Genomic DNA, 24,857 nt, shown 5'->3' on the forward strand with positions numbered 1-24,857 from the left:
CGGCTATTTGTAGGGGGTGCGGTTCCGCCATGGCGCCGCGTCCGATGTGGGTCGTTGCATGTCTTATCGAGTGATCGCCGTTGCCGCCGCGTTGTGCGGGTGGGCAGCGGCTGGAACGGCCAGTGCGGCCGATGCCATCTCCGCCGCGCCGTTGCCGGGGCTGGGCGTACCGCGTATGGGTCTGGTCGATGCACTGGCGCGGCAGGCGCCGTCGTTGGATCGCCAGGTGCTGGCCCTGGCGGCCGAGGCGCTGCAGTGCGCGCGGCAGCGCCAGCAGGTGGGCGCCGAACGCGTGCTCAGCGTCATCGACTACAGCCGGCCGTCGACCGAACGCCGGATGTGGGTGTTCGATCTGGAGCGGCAGCGGCTGCTGTTCCAGGAATGGGTGGCGCACGGGCGCAATACCGGCAACAACCTGGCGGCCAAGTTTTCCAACGACGACGGCAGTTTCCAGTCCAGCCTGGGCGCGTTCACCGCGCAGGAGTCATACACCGGCCACAACGGCTATTCGTTACGGCTGAAGGGTCTGGAGCCCGGCTTCAACGACCATGCGCGCGACCGCGCGATCGTGATCCACGGCGCGCCTTATGTCAGCGAGGCGGTGATCCGCACGCAGGGCCGGCTTGGCCGCAGCCTGGGCTGCCCGGCAGTGCGTCCGGCGGTGGCCAGACAGTTGATCGATACCTTGCGTGAAGGCGCCTTCGTATTCGCCTACTATCCGGACCGGGCCTGGCTGCGGCAATCGCGGTTGCTGGGCGGCGGCTGCGGCGCGTCGGTGGCGAGCGCGAATCTGGGCGGTCGCTGAGTCGTTGTAGGCGGCGCGGGCTGTGACGATCGCGCGAGCGGCCTGGAGTGCCGGCATCGCGTTCGAATCTGCGGGTCAGTCACGCGGCGATGCGTGCTATCTGCGCGAAGCGCAAAGCAAAGCTTGGTCGATGGCCTGGTGCGGACGGGCGCGCAAACATCGGAAATTGCTGATGCCAACATCCGCACCACTTGCGCCTATGGGCGCGCGCGCTCGCTGGTTACATCGGTCCTGCTGGCCGCCGCGTTTCAGACGGTATCGCCCGCCAGGCTGCGCAGCGCCGCGTAATCCAGGATCTGCACCAGATGCAGCTGCGGCAGCGCGATCAGCTGCTGTTGCCGCAGCTTGGTGAAGGTGCGGCTCACCGTTTCCACGGTCAGCCCGAGGTGGTCGGCGATATCGCTGCGGCTCATCGGCAGGGCGACGGTGTCGCCGCTGGCGCCGGGCTGGGTGGAGCGGGCGGCCAGTCGCAGCAGGAAGTGCGCCAGCCGTTCGCCCGGTTGCAGGCGCGCCAGCAGCAGGCCGGTGTCCTGCGCGGCGGCCAGCTCCATGCTGGCACGCTGCAGCAGCTTGCGTTCCAGCTGCGGGTAGCGCTCGCGCAACTGGCGCATCTGCGCCAGCGGCGTGCGGCAGACCCGGCTGTCGATGATGGCTTCGATATCGTGGCGGTGCTGCGGGGTTTCGGTCAGCCCCACGTAATCGCCCGGCAGCACGAAGCCGGTGACCTGGCGGCGGCCGTCGGCCAGCGTGCGCACCATGCGCAGCGCACCGGAGGTCAGCGTATAGACGTGGTGGCGGGTGTCACCGGCGCGCACCAGGGTGCTGCCGGGCGCGTACGACTGGGCGCTGGTGGCCTGGTCGAGTGCGTCCATTTCCTGCGGCGACAGCGCCGCGCAGATGGCCCGGCCGCGGACCGCACACTGTGCGCAGTCGGAGCCGCGCGCATCGGTGCGCGTGGCCGCGCCGGGCGCCGGGCAGGTCGTGCTGGGGTCTGGAAGCTGCCGGTACATGAGTCACGCACTGCTGGAATGCGTGTGAATGATACGCCATGCGGTCAGCGCGGCCGGCAGCCGGTAGAATTGCGCGTTCGCCACATTGCCCTGCAGGAGTTTCGCTCGTGATCAAGCCCCGTACGCCGCCCGGCATCATGGAATTGCTGCCGCGCGAGCAGATCGCGTTCCAGCGCATGCTGGACGTCATCCGCCGCAACTACGAGCGGTTCGGGTTCCTGCCGGTCGAAACCCCGGTGTTCGAGCTGTCCGATGTGTTGCTGACCAAGTCCGGCGGCGAGACCGAGCGCCAGGTCTACTTCGTGCAGTCCACCGGCGCGCTGGCCAATGCCGCCGCGGCGGCAGACGAGGGCGGCGAGGGCGGCCTGCCGGAGCTGGCACTGCGTTTCGACCTGACCGTGCCGCTGGCCCGCTACGTGGCCGAGCACGAGCACGACTTGAGCTTCCCGTTCCGCCGCTACCAGATGCAGCGCGTGTATCGCGGCGAGCGTGCCCAGCGCGGGCGGTTCCGCGAGTTCTACCAGTGCGACATCGACGTGATCGGCAAGGATGCGTTGAGCATCCGCTACGACGCCGAAGTGCTGGCGGTGATCCACGCGGTGTTCGCCGAGCTGGGCATCGGCGCGTTCAAGGTGCAGTTGAACAACCGCAAGCTGTTGCGCGGCTTCTTCGAAAGCCTGGGCGTGGCCGAGGGCGAGCTGCAGCTGGCGGTGTTGCGCGAGGTCGACAAGATCGACAAGCGCGGCGCCGATTACGTGCGCGACACGCTGGTGGGCGAAGGCTTCGGCATCGCCGCCGCGCAGGTCGACAAGATCCTGGCCTTCGTGGCGGTGCGCTCGAACGGGCATGCCGATGCGCTGGCACAGCTGCAGGCGCTGGAGGCCTCGGTCGCTGCGAGCGCGACGCTGGGCGAGGGCATTGCCGAGCTGCGCGAGGTGCTGGAACTGGTCAAGGCGCTGGGCGTGCCCGAGAGCGCGTACTGCCTGAACTTCTCGATCGCGCGCGGGCTGGACTACTACACCGGCACCGTCTACGAGACCACGCTGACCGACCACCCGCAGATCGGCTCGATCTGCTCGGGCGGCCGTTACGAAAGCCTGGCCAGCCACTACACCAAGTCCAAGTTGCCCGGCGTGGGCATCTCGATCGGCCTGACCCGGCTGTTCTGGCAGCTGCGCGAGGCCGGTCTGATCCAGGGCATCGCCGAGAGCAGCGTGCACGCGATGGTGGCGCTGATGGACGAGTCGCGCCTGGACGATGCGCTGGATATCGCGCGCCGGCTGCGCATCGGCGGCATCAATACCGAAGTGCAGATGGAGCCGAAGAAGATCGGCAAGCAGTTCCAGTACGCCGCACGCGCGGGCATCCGCTTCGTGGTGCTGGCCGGCGACGACGAGCTGGCGCGCGGGGTGGTGGCGGTCAAGGACCTGGTGCGCGAGCAGCAGTTCGATGTGGCCCGCGACGAGCTGGCCAGCACCTTGCTGGTGGAGCTGGAGCAGGCCAGGGCGATGCTGGTGGCCGGGGGCGTTCATCTTAAGTGACGCGAGAAATCGTCGAAGTTCAGCTTGAAGGACCGCTCTTCTTTGCGAGGGAGGACGAGGAGCGTTTCTTCAATTGGCTTTATGACTTGCCTGCTTTTCGTGATGTTGAGGGCAGTGGGCGTGTCCTGCACCTTCGCCTGACTGCCCCGGTAGATGTTGATACGGTTGAGCAGTTGCTGGTCATTTGCCATCGCTGGAAGATCGACAACGCCCCGCTCGCACCGCTGAAACTCGGTGCCGTTGCCGATCACATCTTGTGGCGCGCTGATTAAAGAAGTCGTAGGCCCTGCCGCGTAGTTCAGAGCCGATTCTGTACAGCTTGGTCTCGCCCGGCACGGGTACGTCTGGAGCGCGCTTCGTCCGACACCACTAGAAAAATGCCCGGTTCTGCGCTGCATCAGCGCAGGGCCCCTGTCTCGTTTCCTGAACTGTAAGTCTGGAAGGCGGTGACAACCCGGCTGCTTTGCGTTAATGTGCTAACACGCTATTACATTAACGCAATGAAACAACGACCTGCCCCCCGCGAAAGTGCCGATGCCGCCGCCTCCCTCAAGATGCTGGCCGATGCGCTGGCGTGCCTGAAGGAACCCGGCGCGGTCGAGGCCTTTCTGCGCGACCTGTGCACGCCCGCCGAGCTGGAGGCCATGTCCGACCGCTGGCGGGTGGTGCCCTTGTTGATCAAGGGCGTGCCGTATCGCGAAATCCACGAGCTGACCCAGGTCAGCGTGACCACCATCGGGCGCGTTGCGCGCACCCTGGAACATGGCGCCGGCGGCTATGCCGAGGCCCTGCGCGAGCAATCGTCGCGCCCTGTCAAATCCCACTGAGAGAACAAGATGAGTGCTTCCACGGCAGCACCGGCACGTGACCGGTTGCGTATCGCCATCCAGAAGAGCGGCCGTCTGGCCGAACCGGCGCGCAGCCTGCTGGCGGCCTGCGGGCTGAGCTGGCGGCAGAGCCGCGACAAGCTGTTCTGCTACGGCGAATCGCTGCCGGTGGACCTGCTGCTGGTGCGCGATGACGACATCCCCGGCCTGATCGCCGATGGCGTCTGCGATCTGGGCATCGTTGGCCAGAACGAACTCGAAGAGCAGGCATCCGAGCGACGCCGCAACGGCCTGCCGGCCGCGTATCACGCGGTGCGCGGAGTCGGTTTCGGCCAGTGCCGGTTGATGCTCGCGGTGCCGGAAGAGTGGGACTGGCAGGGCGTGGCGCAACTGGCCGGCAAGCGCATCGCCACCAGCTACCCGTCAATCCTGGCCGACTGGCTGGAGCGCCAGGGCATCGACGCGGCGGTGGTGGAGCTGTCCGGCTCGGTGGAGATCGCCCCGCGCCTGGGCACCGCCGATTTGATTTGCGATCTGGTTTCCAGCGGCGCCACCCTGGCCGCCAACCAGCTCAAGCCGGTCGAGCTGGTGATGGAGAGCGAAGCAGTGCTGGCCGGTGCGGTGCGCGAGCCGGCCGACGCACGCGCCGCGCTGCTGGCGATGCTGTTGCGGCGCATGGACGGTGTGCTCAAGCTGCGCGACAGCAAGCTGCTGATGTTCCGCGCTGAACACGGCAACGTGGATGCGCTGCGCCGTCTGCTGCCCGATGCCGAGCCGCTGGTGCAACTGCCCGACGATGGCAACGGCGCGTTGCGCCTGCAGACCATGTGTCATGGCGCGGTGACTTGGCAACGCTTGGAAGAACTCGAACGCGCAGGTGCGCAAGGTCTGATGGTGTTGACGGTGGAGCGCTCGCTGGCATGAATATTCTCGATTGGTCGCAACTGGATGCCGCTGCGCGGACGCAGGCATTGACCCGCCCGGTGCAGACCGTGGCCACGCAGACGCGCGACGCGGTGGCTGCATTGATTGCCGATGTGCGCACACGCGGCGATGCCGCCTTGCGCGAGATCACCGCGCGTTTCGATGGCGTGGCGCTGGACAGCTTTGCCGTGAGCGAGGCCGAATTCGCTGCCGCCGAAGCGGCGGTGGCGCCGGAACTGCGTCAGGCCATGCAGGATGCGGTGGCGCGCATCGACACCTTCCACCGCGCCGGCATGAGCGAGGGGTATGCGGTGGAGACCGCGCCGGGCGTGGTGTGCGAAAAGATCGTGCGGCCGATCGGCCGGGTCGGCCTGTACGTGCCGGCCGGCAGTGCGCCGTTGCCGTCGACTGCGCTGATGCTGGGCGTGCCGGCACGTCTGGCCGGATGCCGCGAGGTGGTGTTGTGCACGCCGCCGCGCAAGGACGGCAGCGTGGACCCGGCGGTGCTGGTCGCCGCGCAGCTGACCGGCGTGCGCCGGGTGTTCAAGCTCGGCGGTGCGCAGGCGATTGCGGCAATGGCGTATGGCAGCGAATCGGTTCCGAGTTGCGACAAGCTGTTCGGCCCGGGCAACAGCTTCGTCACCGAAGCCAAGCAGCAGGTGGCGCAGTCCGGCGCGGCGGCCATCGACATGCCGGCCGGTCCGTCCGAAGTGCTGGTGATTGCCGATGCCGGTGCGCAGCCGGCCTTCGTTGCCGCCGATCTGCTGTCGCAGGCCGAACACGGCCCGGACTCGCAGGTCCTGTTGTTGTCCGATAGCGATGCGCTGATCGCGGCGGTGCAGGTGGAGCTCGATGCCCAACTGGCGCAACTGTCGCGCGCCGGGATCGCACGCCAGGCGCTGGCGCAATCGCGCCTGATCAAGGTGCAGACCCTGGACGAGGCGTTTGCGATCAGCAACCGCTATGCACCTGAGCATTTGATTCTCGCGTTGCGCGAGCCGCGTGCGTGGCTGAGCCAGGTCGAAGCGGCTGGCTCGGTGTTTCTCGGCGATTACACGCCCGAAGCATTGGGCGATTACTGCAGCGGCACCAACCATGTGTTGCCGACCAGCGGCGCGGCGCGCGCCTACAGCGGCGTGAGCGTGGCAAGCTTCCAGAACATGGTCAGCGTGCAGGCGGCCAGCAAGGCAGGCATCGACGGCATCGGCGCATGCGCGCTGATTCTGGCGCGCGCCGAAGGCCTGGATGCGCACGCCAATGCAGTGGCATTGCGCATGGGAGTGGCAGCATGAACACGTCATCGATTCTGGATCTGGTGCGCGAGGACCTGCGTGCGTTCGCCGGCTATTCGTCGGCACGCACCAGCGCCTTGCAGGGCGATGTGTGGCTCAACGCCAACGAGTCGGCCTGGGGCAATCCGGCCGACCCGGGCGCAAGCACGCGGCGGTATCCGGATCCGCAACCCAAGGGTTTACGCAGCGCCCTGGCGGCGCTGTACGGCTGCGCGCCCGAGCAGCTGTTGATCGGCCGCGGCAGCGACGAGGCGATCGATCTGCTGGTGCGCGGCCTGTGCGCCCCCGGGCGCGATGCGGTGGTGGTGACGCCGCCGGTGTTCGGCATGTACGCGGTGTGCGCACGCCTGCAGAACGCACCCCTGGTCGAGGTGCCGCTGGTGGACGGGCCTGCGGGTTTCCACGCGGATATTCCGGCGATCGTCGCGGCAGCGCTGGCCTCGCAGGCCAAGCTGGTGTTCCTGTGTTCGCCGTCCAACCCGGCCGGCTCGGCGATTGCCCTGGACGCGATCGAAACCGTCGTGCAGGCCCTACAGGGCAAGGCGCTGGTGGTGGTCGACGAGGCCTACGGCGAATTCTCCGATGTGCCATCGGCTGTGAGCCTGCTTGCGCGCTACGACAATCTGGCGGTGTTGCGCACGCTGTCCAAGGCGCATGCGCTGGCAGCGGCGCGCATCGGCAGCCTGATCGCCAACGCCGAGCTGATCGCCCTGCTGCGGCGCTGCCAGGCGCCGTACCCGGTGCCGACGCCGTGCGCGGCAATGGCCGAGCAGGCCTTGTCGGCGCCTGCGCTGGAGGTCACGCGTCGGCGCATCGCCGAGGTGCGCAGCGAGCGCACGCGCGTGCACCAGGCGCTCGAGCAGCTTGCCGGTGTGCGTCAGGTGTATCCCTCGCAGGGCAACTTCCTGCTGGTGCGCTTCGACGATGCCGAAGCGGCATTCCAGGCGCTGCTGGAGGCCGGTGTGGTGGTACGCGACCAACGCGCGGTTGCGCAGCTGTCCGATGCGCTGCGCATCACCCTGGGCACGCCCGAACAGAACGAGCGCGTGCTGAGCGCGCTGCAACGCAAGCAGGAGGCCGCCGCATGACCCCGATTCTTTTCGTCGACCGCGACGGCACGCTGATCACCGAGCCGGCCGATTACCAGATCGACGCCTATGAAAAACTGCGCCTGGTCGACAACGTGATTCCGGCGATGCTGAAGTTGCGCGATGCCGGCTATCAGTTCGTCATCGTCAGTAACCAGGACGGGCTGGGCAGCGACAGCTATCCGCGCGCGTCCTTCGATGGCCCCAACAACCTGATGCTGCAGATCTTCGCCAGCCAGGGCATCGTGTTCCGCGAAGTGTTGATTGATTGCAGCTGGCCGGCCGACAACGCGCCCACGCGCAAACCCGGTGTCGGCCTGATGGTGCCTTACCTGCAGGACCGCACGATCGACTGGGCACGCTCGGCAATGGTGGGCGACCGCATCACCGACATCCAGTTCGCGCAGAACCTCAATATCCGTGGCTTCCAGTTGCGCACCGACGAGTTCGGTGGCGAGTGGGACTGGCCCGGCATCGCACACGAGCTGGCCGATGCGCCAAGGCGTGCGGTGGTTCAACGCAACACGAAGGAAACCAAAATCCGCGTCGAACTGGATCTGGACCGTGTGGCCGAGCCGAAGACCGCAACCGGCCTGCCGTTCTTCGATCACATGCTGGAGCAGATCGGCAAGCACGGCGGCTTTGCGCTGGACATCCGTGCCGAAGGCGACCTGCACATCGACGAGCACCACACCATCGAAGACACCGGTCTGGCGCTGGGCCAAGCGCTGCGCGAAGCGCTGGGCGACAAGCGCGGCATCGGCCGTTACGGCTTCGATCCCGATGACAGCCCGTGGCGCGTGGCCGGCGCCACCGCGCAGCATGGTTTCACGCTGCCGATGGACGAAACCATCGCCAGTGCCGCGCTGGATTTCAGTGGCCGGCCGTACTTCGTGTTCGAAGGCGAGTTCAAACGCGAACGTGTGGGCGACATGCCGACCGAACTGGTGCCGCATTTCTTCCGTTCGATCTGCGATGCCTCCGGTTTGAACCTGCACCTGAGCGTGCGCGGCGAAAACGATCACCACAAGGTCGAAGCCTGCTTCAAGGCCCTGGCACGTGCGTTGCGCCAGGCGATCCGTCGCGAAGGCACCGCGTTGCCCACCACCAAGGGTGCGCTATGACCGATGTCGCGTTGATCGATGCCGGCGGCGCCAACCTGGGCTCGGTGCGCTACGCGTTGGAGCGGCTGGGCGTGGAAGCGCGGCTGGTACGCGATGCAGCCGGGTTGCAGGGCGCGCAGCGGGTGATCCTGCCTGGCGTCGGCGCTGCGCCCGAAGCGATGTCGCGCCTGCGCGCACAGGGCCTGGTTGAGCCGTTGCGACAACTGCAGGTGCCGCTGATCGGCATCTGCTTAGGGATGCAATTGCTGTTCGAACATTCCGAAGAAGGCGATGTCGATTGCCTAGGCTTGCTGCCGGGCATCGTGCGTCACATGACGCCGGCGCTCGGCATTCGCGTACCGCATATGGGTTGGAATCAGCTGGTGCCGATGCGCGCGTCCGCGCTGCTGGACGGCCTGCCGGAGCGTGCCAGTGCGTATTTCGTGCATGGTTATGCCGCGCCGGTGACGGCCGACACCGTGGCCGCCTGCGATCACGGCGGTCTGTTCACGGCGGTGGTGCAGCAAGGCCTGCGCTGCGGCGCGCAGTTCCACCCCGAGCGTTCGGCCGAAACCGGTGCACGCATCCTGCGCAATTTTCTTGAGATGAGCTTCCCATGAGTTTCACCGTTTACCCGGCCCTGGATATCCGCAACGGCCGCGTGGTGCGCCTGCTGCAAGGCGACTACGCACGCGAGACGCAGTACGGCGACGATGTGCTGCCGCGCGCGCAGGCGTTTGCCGATGCCGGCGCGCGGTGGATGCATCTGGTCGATCTGGATGCGGCAAAGGCCGGTGGTTACACGCTGGCCACCACGCTGGGCGAGATTGCACGTGCCACCGGCTTGCGGGTGCAGACCGGTGGTGGCGTTCGCTCACGCGCCGATGTGGCGCGTATCCTCGATGCCGGCGCCGCACGCGTGGTGATCGGCTCGTTGGCGGTGCGCCAGCCCGACAGCGTCATCGAATGGCTGCAGGAATTTGGCGCCGATCGGTTGACCATCGCGCTGGACACGCGCCAGGACGCCGACGGCGTATGGCAGTTGCCGGTGCACGGCTGGACCGAGCCCGCCGAGGCCACGCTGGATCAGTTGGCCGTACGTTACGCGCAGGCCGGCCTGCAGCATCTGCTGTGCACCGACATCGCACGCGACGGCATGCTGTCCGGCCCGAATATGGATTTGTACGCGCACCTGCGCACGCTGGCGCCGCAGTTGCAGGTGCAGGTGTCCGGCGGTGCGCGCAACCTGGCCGATGTCGCGGCCGCCAAGGCTGCCGGCTGCGCGGGCATCGTGCTCGGCAAGGCCTTGCTGGAAGGGCATCTGGCATTGAAGGAGGCACTGGCATGCTGAGCCGCCGCATCATTCCGTGCCTGGACGTGCGCGACGGGCGCGTGGTCAAGGGCGTCAAGTTCCGCGACCACATCGACATGGGCGACATCGTCGAACTGGCGCTGCGCTACCGCGACCAGGGCGCAGACGAACTGGTGTTCTACGACATCGGTGCCAGCCCGGAAGGGCGCTCGGTCGACTACACCTGGGTCGAGCGGGTGGCGCGGCTGATCGATATCCCGTTCTGCGTGGCCGGCGGCATCGGTAATGTCGAAACCGCGCGCGCGGTGCTGCACGCCGGTGCCGACAAGATTTCGATCAACTCGCCGGCGCTCGGCAGGCCGCAGTTGATCTCCGAGCTGGCCGACGCCTTCGGCGTGCAGTGCGTGGTGGTCGGTGTCGACTCGATTCGTGAGGACGATGGGCAGTGGAGGGTGCGTCGCTATACCGGCGACCCGAGCAAGACCCAGGCCTTGCCGATGCGAACGCTGGACTGGGTGGCCGAAGCGCAGCGCCTGGGTGCGGGCGAGATCGTGCTCAACTGCATGGACAACGACGGCGTGCGGCGCGGTTACGACATCGCGCAATTGCGTCAGGTGCGTGCACTCTGCAGCGTGCCGTTGATCGCCTCCGGCGGTGCTGGCGAGATGCAGCATTTTGCCGACGTGTTCGACCAGGCCGATGTCGATGGCGCGCTGGCGGCAAGTGTGTTTCACAGCGGAGCGATTCCGATCCCGGCACTCAAGCAATTTTTGCGCGCGCAACAGATCGAGGTACGTGATGGGCAGTAACGAGATGACAGCGGGCGACGCGCTCGCCGCGCTGGACTGGAGCAAGGGCGAGGGCCTGTTGCCGGTGGTCGTGCAGGACGCCGACAACCTGCGCGTGCTGATGCTGGGCTACATGAACGCCGAAGCGCTGGCGGTGACGCAGCAGCGTGGCGAAGTGACCTTCTTCAGCCGTAGCAAGCAGCGCCTGTGGACCAAGGGCGAGAGCTCGGGCAACGTGTTGCGGGTGGTGTCGATCGAGACCGATTGCGACGCCGACACGCTGCTGGTGCAGGCGCGCCCGCACGGGCCGACCTGCCATCTGGGCCGCATTAGCTGCTTTCCGGACGCGCCCGGCCAGTTCCTCGGCAGCCTGGATGCCTTGATCGCCACGCGCGAGCAGGAGCGCCCGCACGGCAGCTACACCACCAAGCTGTTCGAACAGGGCATCCGCCGCATCGCGCAGAAGGTGGGCGAGGAGGGCGTGGAAACCGCGCTGGCCGGCGTGGTGCAGGGCGATGCCGAGTTGCTCGGCGAGTCTGCCGATCTGCTGTATCACCTGATCGTGCTGCTGCGTGCGCGCGGGCTGGGCCTGGGCGATGCGGTGGCGCTGTTGGAGTCGCGGCACAAGTAACGTAGTCATGTAGGAGCGCACCCGGGCGCGACGGGCGTTATCGGTAATGCCCGTCGCGCCCGGGTGCGCTCCTACGGAAAGTGTCGGCGTGTCTTTCGCGCCGTGCGCCTGGCGAGGGCGGGTACAATTTCCGCTGATCTTCGCGCGGGAAAACGCATGCAGCTTCGCTTCGCTCTGTTGGCCCTGGGTGTGCTCGCGGGAAGCGCCTACGCGCGCGATGCCGTGGTCGATGGCACCGTCTACGAAGAACGCGACGGGCGTGCCGGGCGCAGCGCCGATGAGCCGGGCATTGCCGATGTAGCGGTCTCCAACGGCGAGCAACTGGTGCGTACCGACGCGCAAGGCCGCTATCGCCTGCCGGTGCGTGACGGGCAGACGGTGTTCGTGATCAAACCGGGCGAGCGCAGCTTCGTGCCAGCCGCCGACGGACTGCCGGGTTTCTGGCGTCACTACGCGCCCAAGGGCTCGGCCAAGCGCAAGTATCCAGGCATCGCTGCAACCGGGCGCAATACGCAGCACTGGGATTTTGCGCTGACCCCGCGCGCCAGTGCCGGCAAGGAAGGCTTCCAGATGCTGGTGTTTGCCGACAGCCAGACCGCCAGCCTGACCGACGTGGGCTACTACCAGCGCGATATCGTGGCACCGATCGTCGGCAAGACCTCGGCCAGGCTGGGCACCACGCTGGGCGATATCGTCAGCGACGATCTGAGCCTGTACCCGGCCTTGAACAAGGTCACCACCCAATTGGGGGTGCCGTGGTTCCATGTGCCGGGCAATCACGATCTCAACGTCGACGCGGGCGACGATGCGCATTCGCTCGACAGCTGGCGTGCGGTCTATGGCCCGGACACCTATGCGGTGGAAGAGGCCAACGCCAGCTTCGTGTTCCTGGACGATGTGATCTATACGCCAGGCGGCAAACCGGCTTATGTGGGCGGCTTGCGCGAGGATCAGTTCACGTTCCTGCAGGCCTATCTGGCGCAGCTGCCGCGCGAGCGGCTGCTGGTGCTGGGCATGCATATTCCGTTGTTCGACGCGGCGCCGGGGCAGGAGACCTTCCGGCATGTCGATCGTCGCCGCCTGTTCGCCTTGTTGAAGGATTTTCCGCATGTGCTGGTGCTCAGCGCACACAGCCATACCCAGCGACAGGTCGATCACGGCGCCGACGAAGGTTGGCAGGGCGCCCGCCCGCTGCACGAATACAACGTCGGCGCGGCCTGCGGGGCGTTCTGGTCCGGTGCCAAGGATGCCGACGGCATTCCCGACGCGACGATGAGCGACGGCACGCCGAACGGGTACGCGGTGCTGCGGGTCGCGCCCGGCGGCGACTACACGCTGGCCTATCACGTCGCGCGTTCGGTCGATGATGCGCAACTGCTGCTGCACGCGCCCAAGGTGCTGCGCCAGGGTGCGTATGCGGCCTGGGGGATCTACGCCAATGTCTTCATGGGCCAGGACGACACCCTCGTCGAGATGCGCATCGACAATGGCGCATGGCAGCCGATGAAGCGGGTGGAGCGCGCCGATCCGCGCCTGCTGGCCGAGAACGTGCGCGACGATGCGGCCGAGCAATTGCGCGGCTACGACCGCTCGCCCGAGGCCACGCCGTCCACGCATCTATGGCGTGGTGCGTTGCCGACCACGCTGGAAGTGGGCGAGCACGCGGTGGATGTACGCGCATCGCTGCCGACCGGGCAGTACAGCGCACGCACGGTATATCGCTTGCAGCGCGCCGATCCCTGATAGGGAGGCGTGCGTGGTGCCGGGGGTTCTTGGGTGGAGCCCGTCGCGCATCAATGCGCTCCTACGGTGATTGGTTGTTGGTTCGTTCGACGCTTGAACCCTATTGCCGGAAACACAAACGCCTCCACGAGGGAGGCGTTTTGGGACCCGGGCTGGCAGGCGATGGCGCGCTGGCGGGGATCGATGCTGGCTGGCGTGAGCTGGCTGGCCGGGCGAGTGTAGCGAGGCTGCGCCAGCGCTGACGAAATGAGAATTAGTCTCAGCGCGTGGCAATCTTCATGGCGTCGCGGGTGCCGGCACGGGCGACGGTTTGCGCGGGCTGGCCGGTGCGGCCGGCACCTTGACCTTGGTCGGGTCGTCCAGCGACCTGCTATCGGGATCGGATTCCGGATCCTGGTCCTGCCCGGCATCCGGAGCGGTCTCCAGCGGCGGATACGGGTAGGCTACGGCCGCGCCTGCATGTAGCCCTGCACGCCAGCGTGCCAGCACCGGCGCAATGCGCTTGCCGAGCGATTGCTGCGGCAACGACGGCAGTTCGCCTTCCTGCTTCTCACGCGCAGTGATCGCCGTCCTGGCCATATCGAACGCGGCCAGCGGGTCGTCGCTGCGGTTCATCGCATCGATCAGCCAGGCCTGGCCGAAGTAGGTTGCATTGGAGGTGTTGCCGCAGCCGAACGAGGGTCGGTCCGCGCGCGCGGCGGTGAGGATCAGCGTGTCGGGCGAACGCAGCGCCGGAATGAAGCCACCCGAGTAGCAGGCCGACAGCACGATGATGCGATTGCCGATGCCGGCATCGTCGAGTGCCTGGCGCAGATCCTGCGGGCTGATGAAGTCTTCCTCGTCCTGGTCCACCTGCACGTACAGCGTGTGGTCTTCGGTGCCATGGGTGGTGACGAACAGCAGCAGCGCGTCTTGCTTGCGATCCATGCGCTTGCCGATTGCGGCGAGCGTGTCGTACAGGTTGTCATAGTTTGCCAGCGGTGCGTACGGCTGCTCGCCCAGATTGTCGGGGTTGTTGACCAGCGTCACCACGCGGCCGCGCGCAGCGAAGCGTTGTTCGAACAGCTGCCTGAGGTAGAGCGTCTCGTTGCGAAACACATCGTCGCTGGCATCGCCGGCGAAGCCGACCACATACAGGTCGGTCACCCCAGGACGCTGTGGCTGCAGCGCGTTCAATGCCTGCGCAAGCGCCGCCTGGTCGACCGGGTCGACCTCATCCTTGCCTGCCGCCGCCTGGTTCGGCAGTGCGGCACCGGCATCGGGATGACAGCCGGCCATCAAGGCCACGATGAAGATCAACAAGGAGAGTCGCCGCAACAAGGCGTTCGGTTCGAAGGGGGAGTGCAGCGACATGACAAACGCCGAGGTCTGGGAGGACGGGTGGAGCGCCTGGGCGCAGTGATCGCAACGCAGGCCATGACGTTGCACAACGTCCATCGATCCGCTTCAAGCACATCTTGCAGAACACGTTGCCTGCAGCAGGCCTGCCAAGTCTCGCCACTGCGCATCGACAAGGTCGGCTGAGCCACGCCTGCAACAGCGCCGCGAGCCTGCCGTCAGGCGGGTGCGCACGGCGCGCTTGAACCGCAATGCATCAGGAGCGCATGCAACGCGGAGTAACGACTGCGCTCACCCGAGGATGAGCGCAGCGGACTTGCAGATCGCGCCTACAGCGCCAGCTCGGTGAAACTTTCCACGCGCTGGTGGCTGCCGATCTCGTCGGCCGAGCGTGGGGTCGGGTAATCCTCGCGACGGTCCAGCAACGCGGTACGCATGCCGACACGCTTGGCGGCGTCCAGCTCTTCGATCACGTCCGACAGGAACAGGATTTCGCCCGGCGGCACGCCGATGCGTTCGGCGATACGGCGGTAGCTGGCGCTCTCGCGCTTGGGGCCGACTTCGGTATCGAACCAGTCGGTGACCAGCGCGCTCAGGTCGCCGGCATCGCTATGGGCGAAGAACAGCTTCTGCGCCGGCACCGAGCCGGACGAATACACGTACAGCGGAATGCCGGCCGCATGCCAGGCCTGCAGCTGGATCGCTGCATCGGCATAGATGTGCGCGGTGAAGTCGGCGGTCTTGTAGCCGTCGCTCCAGATCATCCCCTGCAGCGCCTTGAGCGCAGTGTGCTTGCGATCCTCGTCGATCCAGGTCTGCAGGGTGCTGACCAGGACTTCGTCCGGTACGTCCTCGCCGATCTCGTCGGCCACCTGGTTGAGCCAGTGCCGCACCTGCGGGTGACCGCCGTGCTCCTGCACGTAGGCCGGCATGGCGCGGCGCGCATACGGAAACAACACGTCCTTGACGAACGAGATGCTGCTGGTGGTGCCTTCGATATCGGTGAGGATCGCTTGCGGTTGTGTCATCGTCAGCTGGCCTTTGGAGGTTTCTCGGGGGCGTAGCGGGGGAATTGTTGGGCGATTTCGGTGCCGGTGAAGTGGCCGACCCAGCCATCGGGCTCGGTGAAGAAGCGGATCGCCACGAAGTGCGGCTCCGGCCCCATGTCGAACCAGTGCAGGGTGCTGTCGGGCACGGCGATCAGGTCGTCCTTCACGCATTCGATCTCGTAGACCTTGTTGTCCACGTGCAGCGTGAACTGGCCCGAGCCGGCGACGAAGAAGCGCACCTCGTCTTCCTTGTGGAAGTGCTCGTCCAGGAACTTGGCGCGCATTTCCTCGCGCTTGGGATTGTCCGGCGCGATGCTGACCACATCGACGGTCTTCAGGCCGCGCTCGGCGCTGAGCCGCTCGATATCCTCGCGGTAGGCTGCCATCACCTGCTCGGGTGATGCGCCCGGCTCGATCGGCTGATTGGCCTTCCAGCGCTCGAAGGTCACGCCGATCTTGCTCAGCTCGGCGGCAATCTGCTCGCCGTCGCGGCTATCGAGCTGCGGCAGGTTGGGATCGGAATCGTTGTAGATGCGAAGTCGGCTCATGGCGATCTGGCTCACAAGGAAGGGGGGAGGTGGCGAGGACTCAGCGCGGGCCGCGCAGCTTCAGCAGTTCGAGTTCGCAATGCAGCAGGAATTCGAAGGCCTCCAGGTGACGGCGCGCCTCGGCCATGTTGCGGCCCCAGGCATACAGACCGTGTCCTTCGATGAGATACCCCCACAGGCTCTGTTTGTCCAGCAGGGCCTCGACCTGCGCGGCCAGCACCTGCATGTCCTGCGTATTGGCGAACACCGGCACGTCCACTGCCGTTTCATGTGTGGTGTTGCCTTCGAAGGCTTTCAACAGCTCATAGCCCTCCAGCCGGATCATGCCGCTGCCGGCGTACAGCCGCGAGGCAATGGTCTGCACCGGCGAATGCGTGTGCAGCACGCAGCCGATCTCGGGGAAGCGGCGATACAGCTGGGTGTGCAGCAGCGTTTCCGCAGACGGACGCAACGGACGGCCAACCGCCAGGCCATCGAAGTCCACCACCATGATGTCTTCTTCGACCAGGCGGCCCTTGTCGCGGCCGGACACGGTGATCGCCGCGTGCTGTTCGTCCAGGCGATGGGAGAAATTGCTGCTGGTGGCCGGCGTCCAGCCGGCCTGGGCCAGTTCGCGGATATTGCCGATCAGCAGGTGCGCCAGCTCGTGCAGACGCGCGGCGCTATAGGGCAGGGGGGCAGTGGTCGCATTCATGGACCTATTCTACTGCCCCGCCGGATTACGGTCAGGTGCAGCGCAGCAGGGTTTTGTTCCCGCCACACCCGTACCCAGATCGGCCGACAAAACGTGAGGAGCGCACGCCTGGCAGAGGTCAAATGCCTAGCTGGTCGGGAGCGCGGTGCCCTCACCACTTGCGGGACACGCCGTGAATCCGTCCATGGAGGCTCCTTGGCGGCATCCATGCCGCCAAGGGTCCCGCAACCGGCGAGGGCACCGCACCAGGAAGCTGATCGGTGGTCGTATGAAAAGCCGCTTGTCGCCCCCGTGTCGCACCTCGAGCCGGCGCATCAGTGTCGAACAAAGCGCACTACGCACGGCGGTTACTGCTCTTCAACTGTGCACACCGATCATCCCGGTTGGTCCTTGCCCGCCCACCGTCGCGGGACCTTACGCGGCATGGATGCCGCGTAAGAGCCTACAGGGACGTACTTGCGGCGTGTCCCGCGCCGGTGGGCGGGCAAGGGCCCTGCAGCCAGGCCGCAGACCAGCACCCACCAACCAAGCTACAGATCAGCCCGCCCAGATCAGCCGCTCTGCGATAGACCGGCGCGCAGGCGTTCTATCGGCCGCTCTCAGCCCATGCGTGTGATCAACGACCGTCGCGCAGACGGCTGTGGCGGTAACCGTAGCCGAAATAGACCACCAGCCCGACCAGCGTCCACACCCCCATCAGCATCCAGTTGTGCAGGGTCATCGCCGACAGCAGGGCCAGGCAGCTCAACACGCCAGCGCTGCAGATCAGCCAGGCCACCGGCATGCGGAACGGACGCGGCAGTTCCGGGTGGGTGCGGCGCAGGATCAGCACGCCGGCGCACACCGCGGCGAACGCGATCAGCGTGCCCATCGAGGTCAGCTCGCCCAGCACATCCAGCGGGAACACCGCTGCCAGCAGGGCGATGCCCACGCCGGTGATCACGGTATTGACGTGCGGGGTGCGGTACTTGGGATGGATGCGGGTGAAGATCGACGGCAGCAGCCCGTCGCGCGCGATGATCATGAAGATGCGCGGCTGGCCGATGATCATCACCAGCACCACCGACGACAGCCCGATCAGCGCGCCGACTTCCACCACCACGCGCAACCAGGCCAGCTGCGGATGCGCCGCCACCGCGGTCACCACCGGCTCGTCGGTGCCGAGCAGGGTGTAGGGCACCAGGCCGGTCATCACCGCCGCCATGGCGATGTACAGCACGGTGCAGATGACCAGCGACAGGATCATGCCGATTGGCAGGTCGCGTTGCGGGCGGTGCGACTCCTGCGCCGCCACCGACACCGCCTCGAAGCCGATATACGCGAAGAACACCATCGCCGCACCGCGCAGCACGCCTTCCATGCCGTATTTGCCCGGACCTTCGTTGGCCGGAATGAACGGGTGCCAGTTGGCGGTATCCACGTACTTCCAGCCCACCGCGATCACCAGCAGGATCAGCCCCGTCTTGAGGATCACCATCGCCATGTTCATCGCTGACGACTTGCGGATGCCCACGTAGCACAGCCAGGTCAGCAGCAGCACGATGCCGGCGGCAGGCAGGTTGGCGATCGCGCCGGTGCGCTGCAGCTTGCCGTCCAGCGGCGCGCTGACCAGGGCGGCCGGCAGGTGAATGTTGAAATGTTCCAGCAGGCTGAGGAAATAGCCGGTCCAGCTGACCGCCACCGCCGAGGCGGACACGCCGTACTCCAGCACCAGCATCCAGCCGATGAACCAGGCCGCCAACTCGCCGAAGGTGGCATAGGTATAGGTGTAGGCGCTGCCGGATACCGGCACCATCGCCGCGAACTCGGCGTAGGCCATTGCGCAGAACGCGCAGCACACCGCGGCCAGCACGAACGACAGCATGATCGCCGGGCCGGCATGGTCGGCCGCGGCCTGGCCGGTGATGACGAAGATGCCGCCGCCGATCACCGCCCCGATACCCAGGGCGGTCAGCCCCCACGGCCCGAGTGCGCGTTGCAGGCCCAGCCCGTCGGCCGCCTCGTGGCTGGCGTGCGGGTGCTTGGTGGCCCAGAGTTGCTTGAACATGCAGCGGTTCCTGTTGAATCCCTGCACATGGCGGTGCGGGCGTGTGCGAGATGTGCGGGCTGTTGCGAAGGACGCGTGTCGTCAAATCCCCGCACACGGATGTGCGGGCTCTTGCGAGGGACTCGCAATCAAACCTTGCGGGCCAGCCGGCTATGGCGAATGCCATAACCGAAATAGATGACCAGGCCGATCACGGTCCAGCCCACGAACACCTTCCAGTGTTCCTGGAAGGCCTGGAAGAACAGGAACAGGCAGGCCAGCGCGCCCAGCGGGCAGATCAGCATCGCCAGCGGCACTCGGAACGGGCGCGGCAGATCCGGCTTGGTGAAGCGCAGCACCATCACCCCGGCGCACACGGTGGCGAAGGCGAGCAGGGTACCCATCGACACCAGCTCGCCCAGCACGCTGAGCGGGATCAACCCTGCCAGCAACGCCGCGACCACGCCGACGAAGATCGTGCCGACATAGGGGGTATGGAACTTCGGATGCACCTTGCCGAACAGTCGGGGCATCAACCCGTCCTTGGCCATGGTGTAGAAGATGCGCGGCTGCGCCATCAGCATCACCAGCACCACCGAGGACAGGCCGGCGATCGCGCCGATCTCCACCGCGGTCTTGAGCCAGGTCAGCTGTGGGTGCGCTTCCAGCGCGGTGGCTACCGGCTTGGCGGTGCCGAGCTGGGTGTAGGGCAGCAGGCCGGTCAGCACCGCGCAGACGATGATGTAGATGACGGTGCAGACCGCCAGCGATACCAGAATGCCGATCGGCATGTTCTTCTGCGGATCCTTGGTCTCGCCGGCGGAGGTGGAGACCGCGTCAAAGCCGATATACGAGAAGAACACGATGGAGGCGGCGCGGAACACGCCGTCCCAGCCGAACTGGCCCGGCCCGGTGTTCTCCGGGATGAAGGGATGCCAGTTGGCCGGGTCGATGTAGGCGATACCGAAGCCGACGAACAGGCAGATCACCACCACCTTGATCGCCACCACGATGGCGTTGGCGAATGCCGACTGAGTGACGCCGACGTAGCACAGCATGCTCACCGCAGCCACGATCAGCACGGCCGGCAGGTTGATGAGGTTGCCGGAGCTGACAAAGTTGTGGCCGTCCCAGGCCAGTGGCGCGCCGGCCAGCTCGGCCGGGAACGGCAATCCAAGCGTTCCGGTCAGGAAACTGATCAGGTAGGCGGACCAGCCGACCGCAACGCTGGAGCCGGCGAACAGGTATTCCAGCACCAGGCACCAGCCGATGAACCAGGCGATGCCCTCGCCGAGGGTGGCATATGAATACGAGTAGGCGCTGCCGGAGACCGGCATCATCGCCGCGAACTCCGCGTAGCACAGGCCGGCGAACGCACAGGCGATGCCGGCGAACACGAACGACAGCATCACCGCCGGGCCGGCATGGTTGGCAGCGGCCTGGCCGGTCAACACGAAGATGCCGGCGCCGATCACCGCACCGATTCCCAACATGATCAGGTGCTTGGCGGTCAGGGTGCGTTGCAGGGTGGCTTCGCCTTGCAGGCTGCCTTCGACCGGTTCGCCCCCGTCGACATGTCCAGCGGGCTCGATCGGTTTGACCCTCAACAGAGACTTCAGCATTCGGTACATCCCTAAGTGGCAACTAAGGCGCGCGCGCCTGGGCGAAGGTGGTGCGCCGCGTCCCGGTGGGACAGGCAAGCGGCCTACCTTGCCAAAGCTACACGCTCACGACAAGCGCGTACGCAGCATGAATGGCGATAATGGCCGCCTGGCCCGCAACGGGCGACCGGGAACGACAGATGGTGGATGCAACCCTGCAACAGCGATTGGCCGACTACCGCGCACGCTGGCCGGACGAAGCGGAGCTGGCCGAGCAGTTCGCTCAGCTGCTGGACGATGCCACCAACCCGTTCCTGCGCGAGCGTGTCGAAGGTCATTTCACCGGCTCGGCGTGGGTGGTCAGTGCCGATGGCACGCGCACGTTGATGACCCATCACCGCAAGTTGCAACGCTGGCTGCAGCTGGGCGGGCACGCCGACGGCGACCGCGACCTGGCGCAGGTGGCCTTGCGCGAGGCGCAGGAGGAGTCCGGATTGACCGGCTTGCGCCTGGCTGACGCGGCCATCTTCGACCTGGACCGGCACTGGATTCCCACGCGCGGCGAGGTGGCCGGGCACTGGCATTACGACGCGCGCTATGTGGTGGTGGCTGGGGCGAACGAGGCATTCGAAGTCAGCGAGGAATCGCTGGCCTTGGCATGGCGCCCGGTCGCCGAGCTGCTTGCCGATCCGCAGCTGGATCCGTCGATGCGGCGCATGGCGGAGAAGTGGGTGGCGCGCGTGCGTTGAGCAGCTTGTCAAAGCCCCTTTTGTCGGGGCGATAAGGCACTGCTTGCGCGCCACTGGCTCGGGTGCCGCAAGCGCGGGCACGCCTGTTACTTGCCGGCTTCGGTGGGCGGCAGCAGCGCGGCCGGCGATCGGCTGCTCGGCTCGGTCAGACATCCTGTCTGACTCGCCGCCGCGGCACATCCGTGTGCCGCTCTCCGCCAATCCCCGGCCACGCTGCTGCCTCGGCCATTCGCTGTCATGGCCTTGGAAGCAGTGGGTGAGTGATGAGACGCCTTTTCGTGCTCAGGTCTGCGAAAGCCCCTCTCCCGTCGAGACGAGCAGGCACAGCTTGCGCGCCACAAGCGCGGCCTGGCCTGTCGCTTAGCGGCTTGGGTGGGTGGCAGCAGCGCGGCCAGCGATCGGCTGCCCGGCTCGGTCAGACATCCTGTCTGACTCGCCGCCGCGGCACATCCCTGTGCCGCTCTCCGCCAATCCCCGGCCACGCTGCTGCCTCGGCCATTCGCTGTCATGATCTTGGACGCAGTGGGTGAGTGATGAGACGTTTTTTCGTGCTCAGGTCTGCGAAAGCCCCTCTCCCGTCGAGACGAGCAGGCACAGCTTGCGCCATGGGCGCGCGTGCCTGGGAGCGCCCGCGCCGCAAGCGCGGGCCGGGGCGCGGAGCGGGGGAGGGTACGGTTGAATAGTTAGGGGGATAAGGCACTGCCTGCGCGCCACTGGCGCGGAGCGGGGGTTTGGGGGAGTACCGCCAGGCACCGGCTGCCAGTCTACGAGTCAGCCTTACTGGCGCGGGGCGAGGCGTTTGCCATGGCAGACGCGCCGAAGTTGGCCGCAGCGCCCCTCATCCGGCCCTTCGGGTCACCTTCTCCCGTTGGGAGAAGGGGGCACGTCAGTACAACGTCCGCTCAGTACAGAATGCGCGTCCGCAAGGTCCCTTCGATCAAGGCCAGGCCTTCCTTCAGTGCGGTGGCCTGCGCCTCGCTGGCGCTGACGTCGATGACCACGTAGCCCACCTTGGGATCGGTGCGCAGGAACTGGCCGTCGATGTTGACGTTGTGGCGCGAGAACAGTTCGTTGATCTTGGACAGCACGCCCGGCACGTTGCGGTGGATATGCAGCAGACGCAGGCTGTCGGGGTGCTCGGGCAGGGTGACCTCGGGGAAGTTCACCGCCGACAGGGTGCTGCCGTTGTCGCTGTAGCGCACCAGCTTGGCGGCCACTTCGATGCCGATATTATCCTGCGCTTCCAGCGTGCTGCCACCCACGTGCGGGGTCAGGATCACGTTGTCGTGTGCGGTCAACTTTGATTCGAACGCATCGCCATTGCCCTTGGGCTCGATCGGGAACACGTCCACCGCCGCGCCGCCGATCTGGCCCGAGCTCAGCGCCGCGTCCAGTGCGTCGATGTCGATCACCGTGCCGCGCGAGGCGTTGATCAGATGCGCGCCGTGCTTCATGCGCGCGATTTCCGCCGCGCCGATCATGTCCTTGGTTGACGGCGTCTCCGGCACATGCAGGGTCACCACGTCCGCGCGTGCCAGCAGGTCGTCCAGATCGATCGCCGCGCGCGCGTTGCCCAGCGACAGCTTGGTTTCGATGTCGTGGAAGATCACCTGCATGCCCAGCGACTCGGCCAGCACGCCGACCTGGGTGCCGATATGCCCGTAACCGACGATGCCCAGCACCTTGCCGCGCGTTTCGTGGCTGCCGGCGGCCGACTTGGACCACCCACCGCGATGGCACTCGGCGTTCTTCTGCGGGATGCCGCGCAACAGCAGGATCGCCTCGGCGATGACCAGCTCGGCCACGCTGCGGGTATTGGAGTAGGGCGCGTTGAACACCGGGATGCCGGCCAGCTCGGCCGCGTCCAGATCGACCTGGTTGGTGCCGATGCAGAAGCAGCCCACTGCGATCAGCCGCTTGGCATGCGCCAGCACCTCGGCGCTCAACTGCGTGCGCGAGCGGATGCCGACGATATGCGCCTCGGCGATGCGCGCGATGAGTTCGTCTTCCGGCAACGACTTGGCGTGCAGTTCGATCTGCGAATAACCGGCGGCGCGGAACACATCCACGGCCGTCTGGCTGATGCCTTCCAGCAACAGAACGCGGATATCCTGCTTGGGAAACGAGGTTCTCTTCGGCGACATGGGGGAGCGCATTGCAGCAATCGGGTCGGCAACTATGCCAGATGGGCCGCGCGATGGGGCGCCCGCAACGCAGTGTTTGCGCAGGCAAAGTCCTTGTGGTGCAACGGTTTCAGCTGAATCCAACGCCGCGGCGGCGCCATGTCGTGCAACTGGACGAGGCCGGCGCGCACTGGCACGCTGTGCGGTTCCTACTGCAGCGCCGTGTGCCATGACCGATCCCCGCATCCTTTCGTTGCAACAGGCCGTGCCCGCGTTGCGTTTGAAGACCGAGCCGGCCGACCTGGAACACTACGGCCGCGACTGGACGCGGCGCTGGACGCCCAACCCGCTGGCGATCGCCTTGCCCGGTTCGGTGGACGAGGTGCAGGCGGTGCTGCGCTGGGCCAATGCGAACGCGGTTGCGGTGGTGCCTTCGGGCGGGCGCACCGGCTTGTCCGGCGGTGCGGTGGCTGCCAACGGCGAGCTGGTGCTGAGCCTGGAGCGCCTGAACAAGCCGCTGGAGTTCAATGCGGTGGATCGCACGCTCACCGTCCAGGCCGGCATGCCGCTGGAAGCGGTGCACAATGCCGCGCGCGAGCATGGTCTGTTGTATCCGGTGGATTTCGCCGCGCGCGGCTCGTGTTCGATCGGCGGCAATATCGCCACCAATGCCGGCGGCATCCGCGTGATCCGCTACGGCAATACCCGCGACTGGGTTGCCGGCCTGAAGGTGGTCACCGGTGCCGGCGAACTGCTGGAGCTCAACAACGCGCTGGTGAAGAATTCCAGCGGCTACGATTTCCGCCATCTGATGATCGGCTCCGAAGGCACGCTCGGCGTGGTGGTCGAAGCGACATTGCGACTGACCGAGCCGCCGCCGCCCAGCAACGTGATGCTGCTGGCGCTGCCTTCATTCGAGGTGTTGATGCAGGTGTTTGCCGCGTTCCGCGCGCAGCTGCGGCTGGAGGCATTCGAGTTCTTCACCGACCGCGCGCTCGAACACGTGCTGGCGCACGGCGCGCAGGCGCCGTTTGCGCAAGTGCATCCGTATTACGTGGTCACCGAATTCGCTGCTGGCGACGAGGCGCAGGAAGCCGCAGCGATGGCGGCATTCGAGACCTGCATGGAGCAGGGCTGGGTCAGCGACGGGGTGATCAGCCAGAGCGATGCGCAGGCCGCGCAACTGTGGCGGCTGCGCGAAGGCATCACCGAAGCGCTGGCGCGCTACACGCCGTACAAGAACGACGTGTCGGTGCGCATCTCGGCGATGCCGGCGTTCCTGGCCGAAACCCAGGCGTTGCTGCACGATGCGTATCCGCATTTCGATGTGGTGTGGTTCGGCCATATCGGCGACGGCAACCTGCATATCAACGTGCTCAAGCCCGACGACACCAGCCAGGCCGATTTCGTGGCGGCCTGCGATCAGGTGACCAAGTTGCTGGCGCAGGCCTTGCAGCGTTTTGGCGGCAGCATCTCTGCCGAACACGGCATCGGCCTGGTCAAGAAGGCCTATCTGTGGAGCACGCGCTCGGCCGAGGAGATCGCCTTGATGCGCGGGATCAAACATGTGCTCGATCCTCATCTTTTGCTGAATCCCGGCAAGCTGTTCGAGATGGACGACGCGCCTGCCGCCACGCGTGCCGGTTAGTCTTTCACCACCTTCAC

23 protein-coding genes are annotated in these 24,857 nt (G+C 66.5%); 15 read left to right on the forward strand and 8 right to left on the reverse strand.

The window, feature by feature from the left end; all coding sequences use genetic code 11:
- Nucleotides 1–58: 58 nt before the first annotated feature.
- Nucleotides 59–805: a murein L,D-transpeptidase catalytic domain family protein gene (locus AC1KVE_RS17875; protein ID WP_102257050.1), complete on the forward strand. Its 747-nt coding sequence runs from the start codon at nt 59–61 to the stop codon at nt 803–805.
- Nucleotides 806–1,053: 248 nt separating this feature from the next.
- Here the strand turns inward: AC1KVE_RS17875 and AC1KVE_RS17880 are convergent, their stop codons facing one another.
- Complete coding sequence (locus tag AC1KVE_RS17880; protein WP_054592468.1) at nt 1,054–1,677, reverse strand: Crp/Fnr family transcriptional regulator; 624 nt, start codon at nt 1,675–1,677, stop codon at nt 1,054–1,056.
- A gap of 245 nt (nt 1,678–1,922) precedes the next feature.
- Between AC1KVE_RS17880 and hisS the strand changes: the two genes are divergently transcribed.
- From hisS to AC1KVE_RS17940, 12 genes are all read left to right on the forward strand, one after another.
- Entirely contained in the window at nt 1,923–3,356 is a 1,434-nt protein-coding gene (gene hisS, locus AC1KVE_RS17885; protein WP_039527572.1) for a histidine--tRNA ligase, read from the forward strand.
- Entirely contained in the window at nt 3,353–3,628 is a 276-nt protein-coding gene (locus AC1KVE_RS17890) for a hypothetical protein (protein ID WP_052726698.1), read from the forward strand. The genes hisS and AC1KVE_RS17890 overlap by 4 nt, the downstream gene beginning before the upstream one ends.
- 228 nt (nt 3,629–3,856) lie before the next feature.
- Nucleotides 3,857–4,183: a YerC/YecD family TrpR-related protein gene (locus tag AC1KVE_RS17895; RefSeq protein WP_126966357.1), complete on the forward strand. Its 327-nt coding sequence runs from the start codon at nt 3,857–3,859 to the stop codon at nt 4,181–4,183.
- A gap of 9 nt (nt 4,184–4,192) precedes the next feature.
- A complete protein-coding gene (gene hisG / locus AC1KVE_RS17900) occupies nt 4,193–5,107 on the forward strand; it encodes an ATP phosphoribosyltransferase (RefSeq protein ID WP_024937748.1) in 915 nt (304 codons plus the stop codon).
- Nucleotides 5,104–6,399 carry a histidinol dehydrogenase gene (hisD, locus tag AC1KVE_RS17905; protein ID WP_184455780.1) on the forward strand — a complete coding sequence of 432 codons (1,296 nt, stop codon included), beginning with the start codon at nt 5,104–5,106 and terminating at the stop codon, nt 6,397–6,399. Before hisG ends, hisD begins: the two co-directional genes overlap by 4 nt.
- Nucleotides 6,396–7,487, forward strand: coding sequence for a histidinol-phosphate transaminase (gene hisC / locus AC1KVE_RS17910; protein ID WP_184455782.1), 1,092 nt, complete (start codon nt 6,396–6,398; stop codon nt 7,485–7,487). The genes hisD and hisC overlap by 4 nt, the downstream gene beginning before the upstream one ends.
- Nucleotides 7,484–8,611 (forward strand): bifunctional histidinol-phosphatase/imidazoleglycerol-phosphate dehydratase HisB, encoded by a 1,128-nt coding sequence (gene hisB / locus AC1KVE_RS17915; RefSeq protein WP_046342437.1) that lies wholly within the window; start codon nt 7,484–7,486, stop codon nt 8,609–8,611. Before hisC ends, hisB begins: the two co-directional genes overlap by 4 nt.
- Nucleotides 8,608–9,210 carry an imidazole glycerol phosphate synthase subunit HisH gene (gene hisH, locus AC1KVE_RS17920; RefSeq protein ID WP_039521347.1) on the forward strand — a complete coding sequence of 201 codons (603 nt, stop codon included), beginning with the start codon at nt 8,608–8,610 and terminating at the stop codon, nt 9,208–9,210. The genes hisB and hisH overlap by 4 nt, the downstream gene beginning before the upstream one ends.
- Entirely contained in the window at nt 9,207–9,941 is a 735-nt protein-coding gene (gene hisA / locus AC1KVE_RS17925; RefSeq protein WP_184380239.1) for a 1-(5-phosphoribosyl)-5-[(5-phosphoribosylamino)methylideneamino]imidazole-4-carboxamide isomerase, read from the forward strand. Before hisH ends, hisA begins: the two co-directional genes overlap by 4 nt.
- Nucleotides 9,935–10,711, forward strand: a complete 777-nt coding sequence (gene hisF / locus AC1KVE_RS17930; protein ID WP_046342440.1) for an imidazole glycerol phosphate synthase subunit HisF — start codon at nt 9,935–9,937, stop codon at nt 10,709–10,711. Before hisA ends, hisF begins: the two co-directional genes overlap by 7 nt.
- Entirely contained in the window at nt 10,701–11,321 is a 621-nt protein-coding gene (gene hisIE, locus AC1KVE_RS17935) for a bifunctional phosphoribosyl-AMP cyclohydrolase/phosphoribosyl-ATP diphosphatase HisIE (protein WP_184455784.1), read from the forward strand. The genes hisF and hisIE overlap by 11 nt, the downstream gene beginning before the upstream one ends.
- Nucleotides 11,322–11,477: 156 nt before the next feature.
- Entirely contained in the window at nt 11,478–13,064 is a 1,587-nt protein-coding gene (locus AC1KVE_RS17940; RefSeq protein WP_184455785.1) for a calcineurin-like phosphoesterase C-terminal domain-containing protein, read from the forward strand.
- Between the two features lie 276 nt (nt 13,065–13,340).
- On the opposite strand, the gene AC1KVE_RS17945 is transcribed toward AC1KVE_RS17940, so the two are convergent.
- The 6 genes from AC1KVE_RS17945 to AC1KVE_RS17970 all read right to left on the reverse strand — a co-directional run bounded on the left by AC1KVE_RS17945 (nt 13,341) and on the right by AC1KVE_RS17970 (nt 20,341).
- Nucleotides 13,341–14,417: a C13 family peptidase gene (locus AC1KVE_RS17945; protein ID WP_481092451.1), complete on the reverse strand. Its 1,077-nt coding sequence runs from the start codon at nt 14,415–14,417 to the stop codon at nt 13,341–13,343.
- Nucleotides 14,418–14,731: 314 nt separating this feature from the next.
- Entirely contained in the window at nt 14,732–15,430 is a 699-nt protein-coding gene (mtnC, locus tag AC1KVE_RS17950) for an acireductone synthase (protein WP_184455789.1), read from the reverse strand.
- Nucleotides 15,431–15,432: 2 nt separating this feature from the next.
- On the reverse strand, nt 15,433–15,999 hold the full coding sequence (locus AC1KVE_RS17955; protein WP_024937737.1) for a 1,2-dihydroxy-3-keto-5-methylthiopentene dioxygenase: 567 nt from the start codon (nt 15,997–15,999) through the stop codon (nt 15,433–15,435).
- 40 nt (nt 16,000–16,039) lie between these two features.
- On the reverse strand, nt 16,040–16,693 hold the full coding sequence (locus AC1KVE_RS17960) for a methylthioribulose 1-phosphate dehydratase (protein WP_016904399.1): 654 nt from the start codon (nt 16,691–16,693) through the stop codon (nt 16,040–16,042).
- Between the two features lie 616 nt (nt 16,694–17,309).
- A complete protein-coding gene (locus AC1KVE_RS17965; protein ID WP_016904398.1) occupies nt 17,310–18,740 on the reverse strand; it encodes an amino acid permease in 1,431 nt (476 codons plus the stop codon).
- 128 nt (nt 18,741–18,868) lie between these two features.
- Entirely contained in the window at nt 18,869–20,341 is a 1,473-nt protein-coding gene (locus tag AC1KVE_RS17970) for an amino acid permease (protein ID WP_054592451.1), read from the reverse strand.
- A gap of 140 nt (nt 20,342–20,481) precedes the next feature.
- Between AC1KVE_RS17970 and AC1KVE_RS17975 the strand changes: the two genes are divergently transcribed.
- Nucleotides 20,482–21,069 carry an NUDIX hydrolase gene (locus AC1KVE_RS17975; protein WP_184455793.1) on the forward strand — a complete coding sequence of 196 codons (588 nt, stop codon included), beginning with the start codon at nt 20,482–20,484 and terminating at the stop codon, nt 21,067–21,069.
- 902 nt (nt 21,070–21,971) lie between these two features.
- Here AC1KVE_RS17975 and serA read toward each other — a convergent pair.
- On the reverse strand, nt 21,972–23,213 hold the full coding sequence (serA, locus tag AC1KVE_RS17980) for a phosphoglycerate dehydrogenase (RefSeq protein ID WP_054592450.1): 1,242 nt from the start codon (nt 23,211–23,213) through the stop codon (nt 21,972–21,974).
- A 208-nt stretch (nt 23,214–23,421) separates the two neighbouring features.
- On the opposite strand from serA, the gene AC1KVE_RS17985 reads away from it, so the two are divergent.
- The gene (locus tag AC1KVE_RS17985) at nt 23,422–24,840 is read left to right on the forward strand and encodes an FAD-binding oxidoreductase (RefSeq protein WP_434983165.1); all 1,419 of its coding nucleotides are present in this window, start codon (nt 23,422–23,424) and stop codon (nt 24,838–24,840) included.
- Nucleotides 24,841–24,857: the final 17 nt, after the last annotated feature.

Source organism: Xanthomonas sp. NCPPB 2864 (genome assembly GCF_056675615.1).

Bases quoted from the DNA above. Each gene is read 5' to 3' on its own strand.
- AC1KVE_RS17875 (WP_102257050.1), top strand. From the start codon at position 59: ATGTCTTATCGAGTGATCGCCGTTGCCGCCGCGTTGTGCGGGTGGGCA.
- AC1KVE_RS17880 (WP_054592468.1), bottom strand. From the start codon at position 1,677: ATGGACGCACTCGACCAGGCCACCAGCGCCCAGTCGTACGCGCCCGGC.
- AC1KVE_RS17895 (WP_126966357.1), top strand. From the start codon at position 3,857: ATGAAACAACGACCTGCCCCCCGCGAAAGTGCCGATGCCGCCGCCTCC.
- hisG (WP_024937748.1), top strand. From the start codon at position 4,193: ATGAGTGCTTCCACGGCAGCACCGGCACGTGACCGGTTGCGTATCGCC.
- hisD (WP_184455780.1), top strand. From the start codon at position 5,104: ATGAATATTCTCGATTGGTCGCAACTGGATGCCGCTGCGCGGACGCAG.
- hisC (WP_184455782.1), top strand. From the start codon at position 6,396: ATGAACACGTCATCGATTCTGGATCTGGTGCGCGAGGACCTGCGTGCG.
- hisB (WP_046342437.1), top strand. From the start codon at position 7,484: ATGACCCCGATTCTTTTCGTCGACCGCGACGGCACGCTGATCACCGAG.
- hisH (WP_039521347.1), top strand. From the start codon at position 8,608: ATGACCGATGTCGCGTTGATCGATGCCGGCGGCGCCAACCTGGGCTCG.
- hisA (WP_184380239.1), top strand. From the start codon at position 9,207: ATGAGTTTCACCGTTTACCCGGCCCTGGATATCCGCAACGGCCGCGTG.
- hisF (WP_046342440.1), top strand. From the start codon at position 9,935: ATGCTGAGCCGCCGCATCATTCCGTGCCTGGACGTGCGCGACGGGCGC.
- hisIE (WP_184455784.1), top strand. From the start codon at position 10,701: ATGGGCAGTAACGAGATGACAGCGGGCGACGCGCTCGCCGCGCTGGAC.
- AC1KVE_RS17940 (WP_184455785.1), top strand. From the start codon at position 11,478: ATGCAGCTTCGCTTCGCTCTGTTGGCCCTGGGTGTGCTCGCGGGAAGC.
- AC1KVE_RS17945 (WP_481092451.1), bottom strand. From the start codon at position 14,417: ATGTCGCTGCACTCCCCCTTCGAACCGAACGCCTTGTTGCGGCGACTC.
- mtnC (WP_184455789.1), bottom strand. From the start codon at position 15,430: ATGACACAACCGCAAGCGATCCTCACCGATATCGAAGGCACCACCAGC.
- AC1KVE_RS17955 (WP_024937737.1), bottom strand. From the start codon at position 15,999: ATGAGCCGACTTCGCATCTACAACGATTCCGATCCCAACCTGCCGCAG.
- AC1KVE_RS17960 (WP_016904399.1), bottom strand. From the start codon at position 16,693: ATGAATGCGACCACTGCCCCCCTGCCCTATAGCGCCGCGCGTCTGCAC.
- AC1KVE_RS17965 (WP_016904398.1), bottom strand. From the start codon at position 18,740: ATGTTCAAGCAACTCTGGGCCACCAAGCACCCGCACGCCAGCCACGAG.
- AC1KVE_RS17970 (WP_054592451.1), bottom strand. From the start codon at position 20,341: ATGCTGAAGTCTCTGTTGAGGGTCAAACCGATCGAGCCCGCTGGACAT.
- AC1KVE_RS17975 (WP_184455793.1), top strand. From the start codon at position 20,482: ATGGCCGCCTGGCCCGCAACGGGCGACCGGGAACGACAGATGGTGGAT.
- serA (WP_054592450.1), bottom strand. From the start codon at position 23,213: ATGTCGCCGAAGAGAACCTCGTTTCCCAAGCAGGATATCCGCGTTCTG.
- AC1KVE_RS17985 (WP_434983165.1), top strand. From the start codon at position 23,422: ATGACCGATCCCCGCATCCTTTCGTTGCAACAGGCCGTGCCCGCGTTG.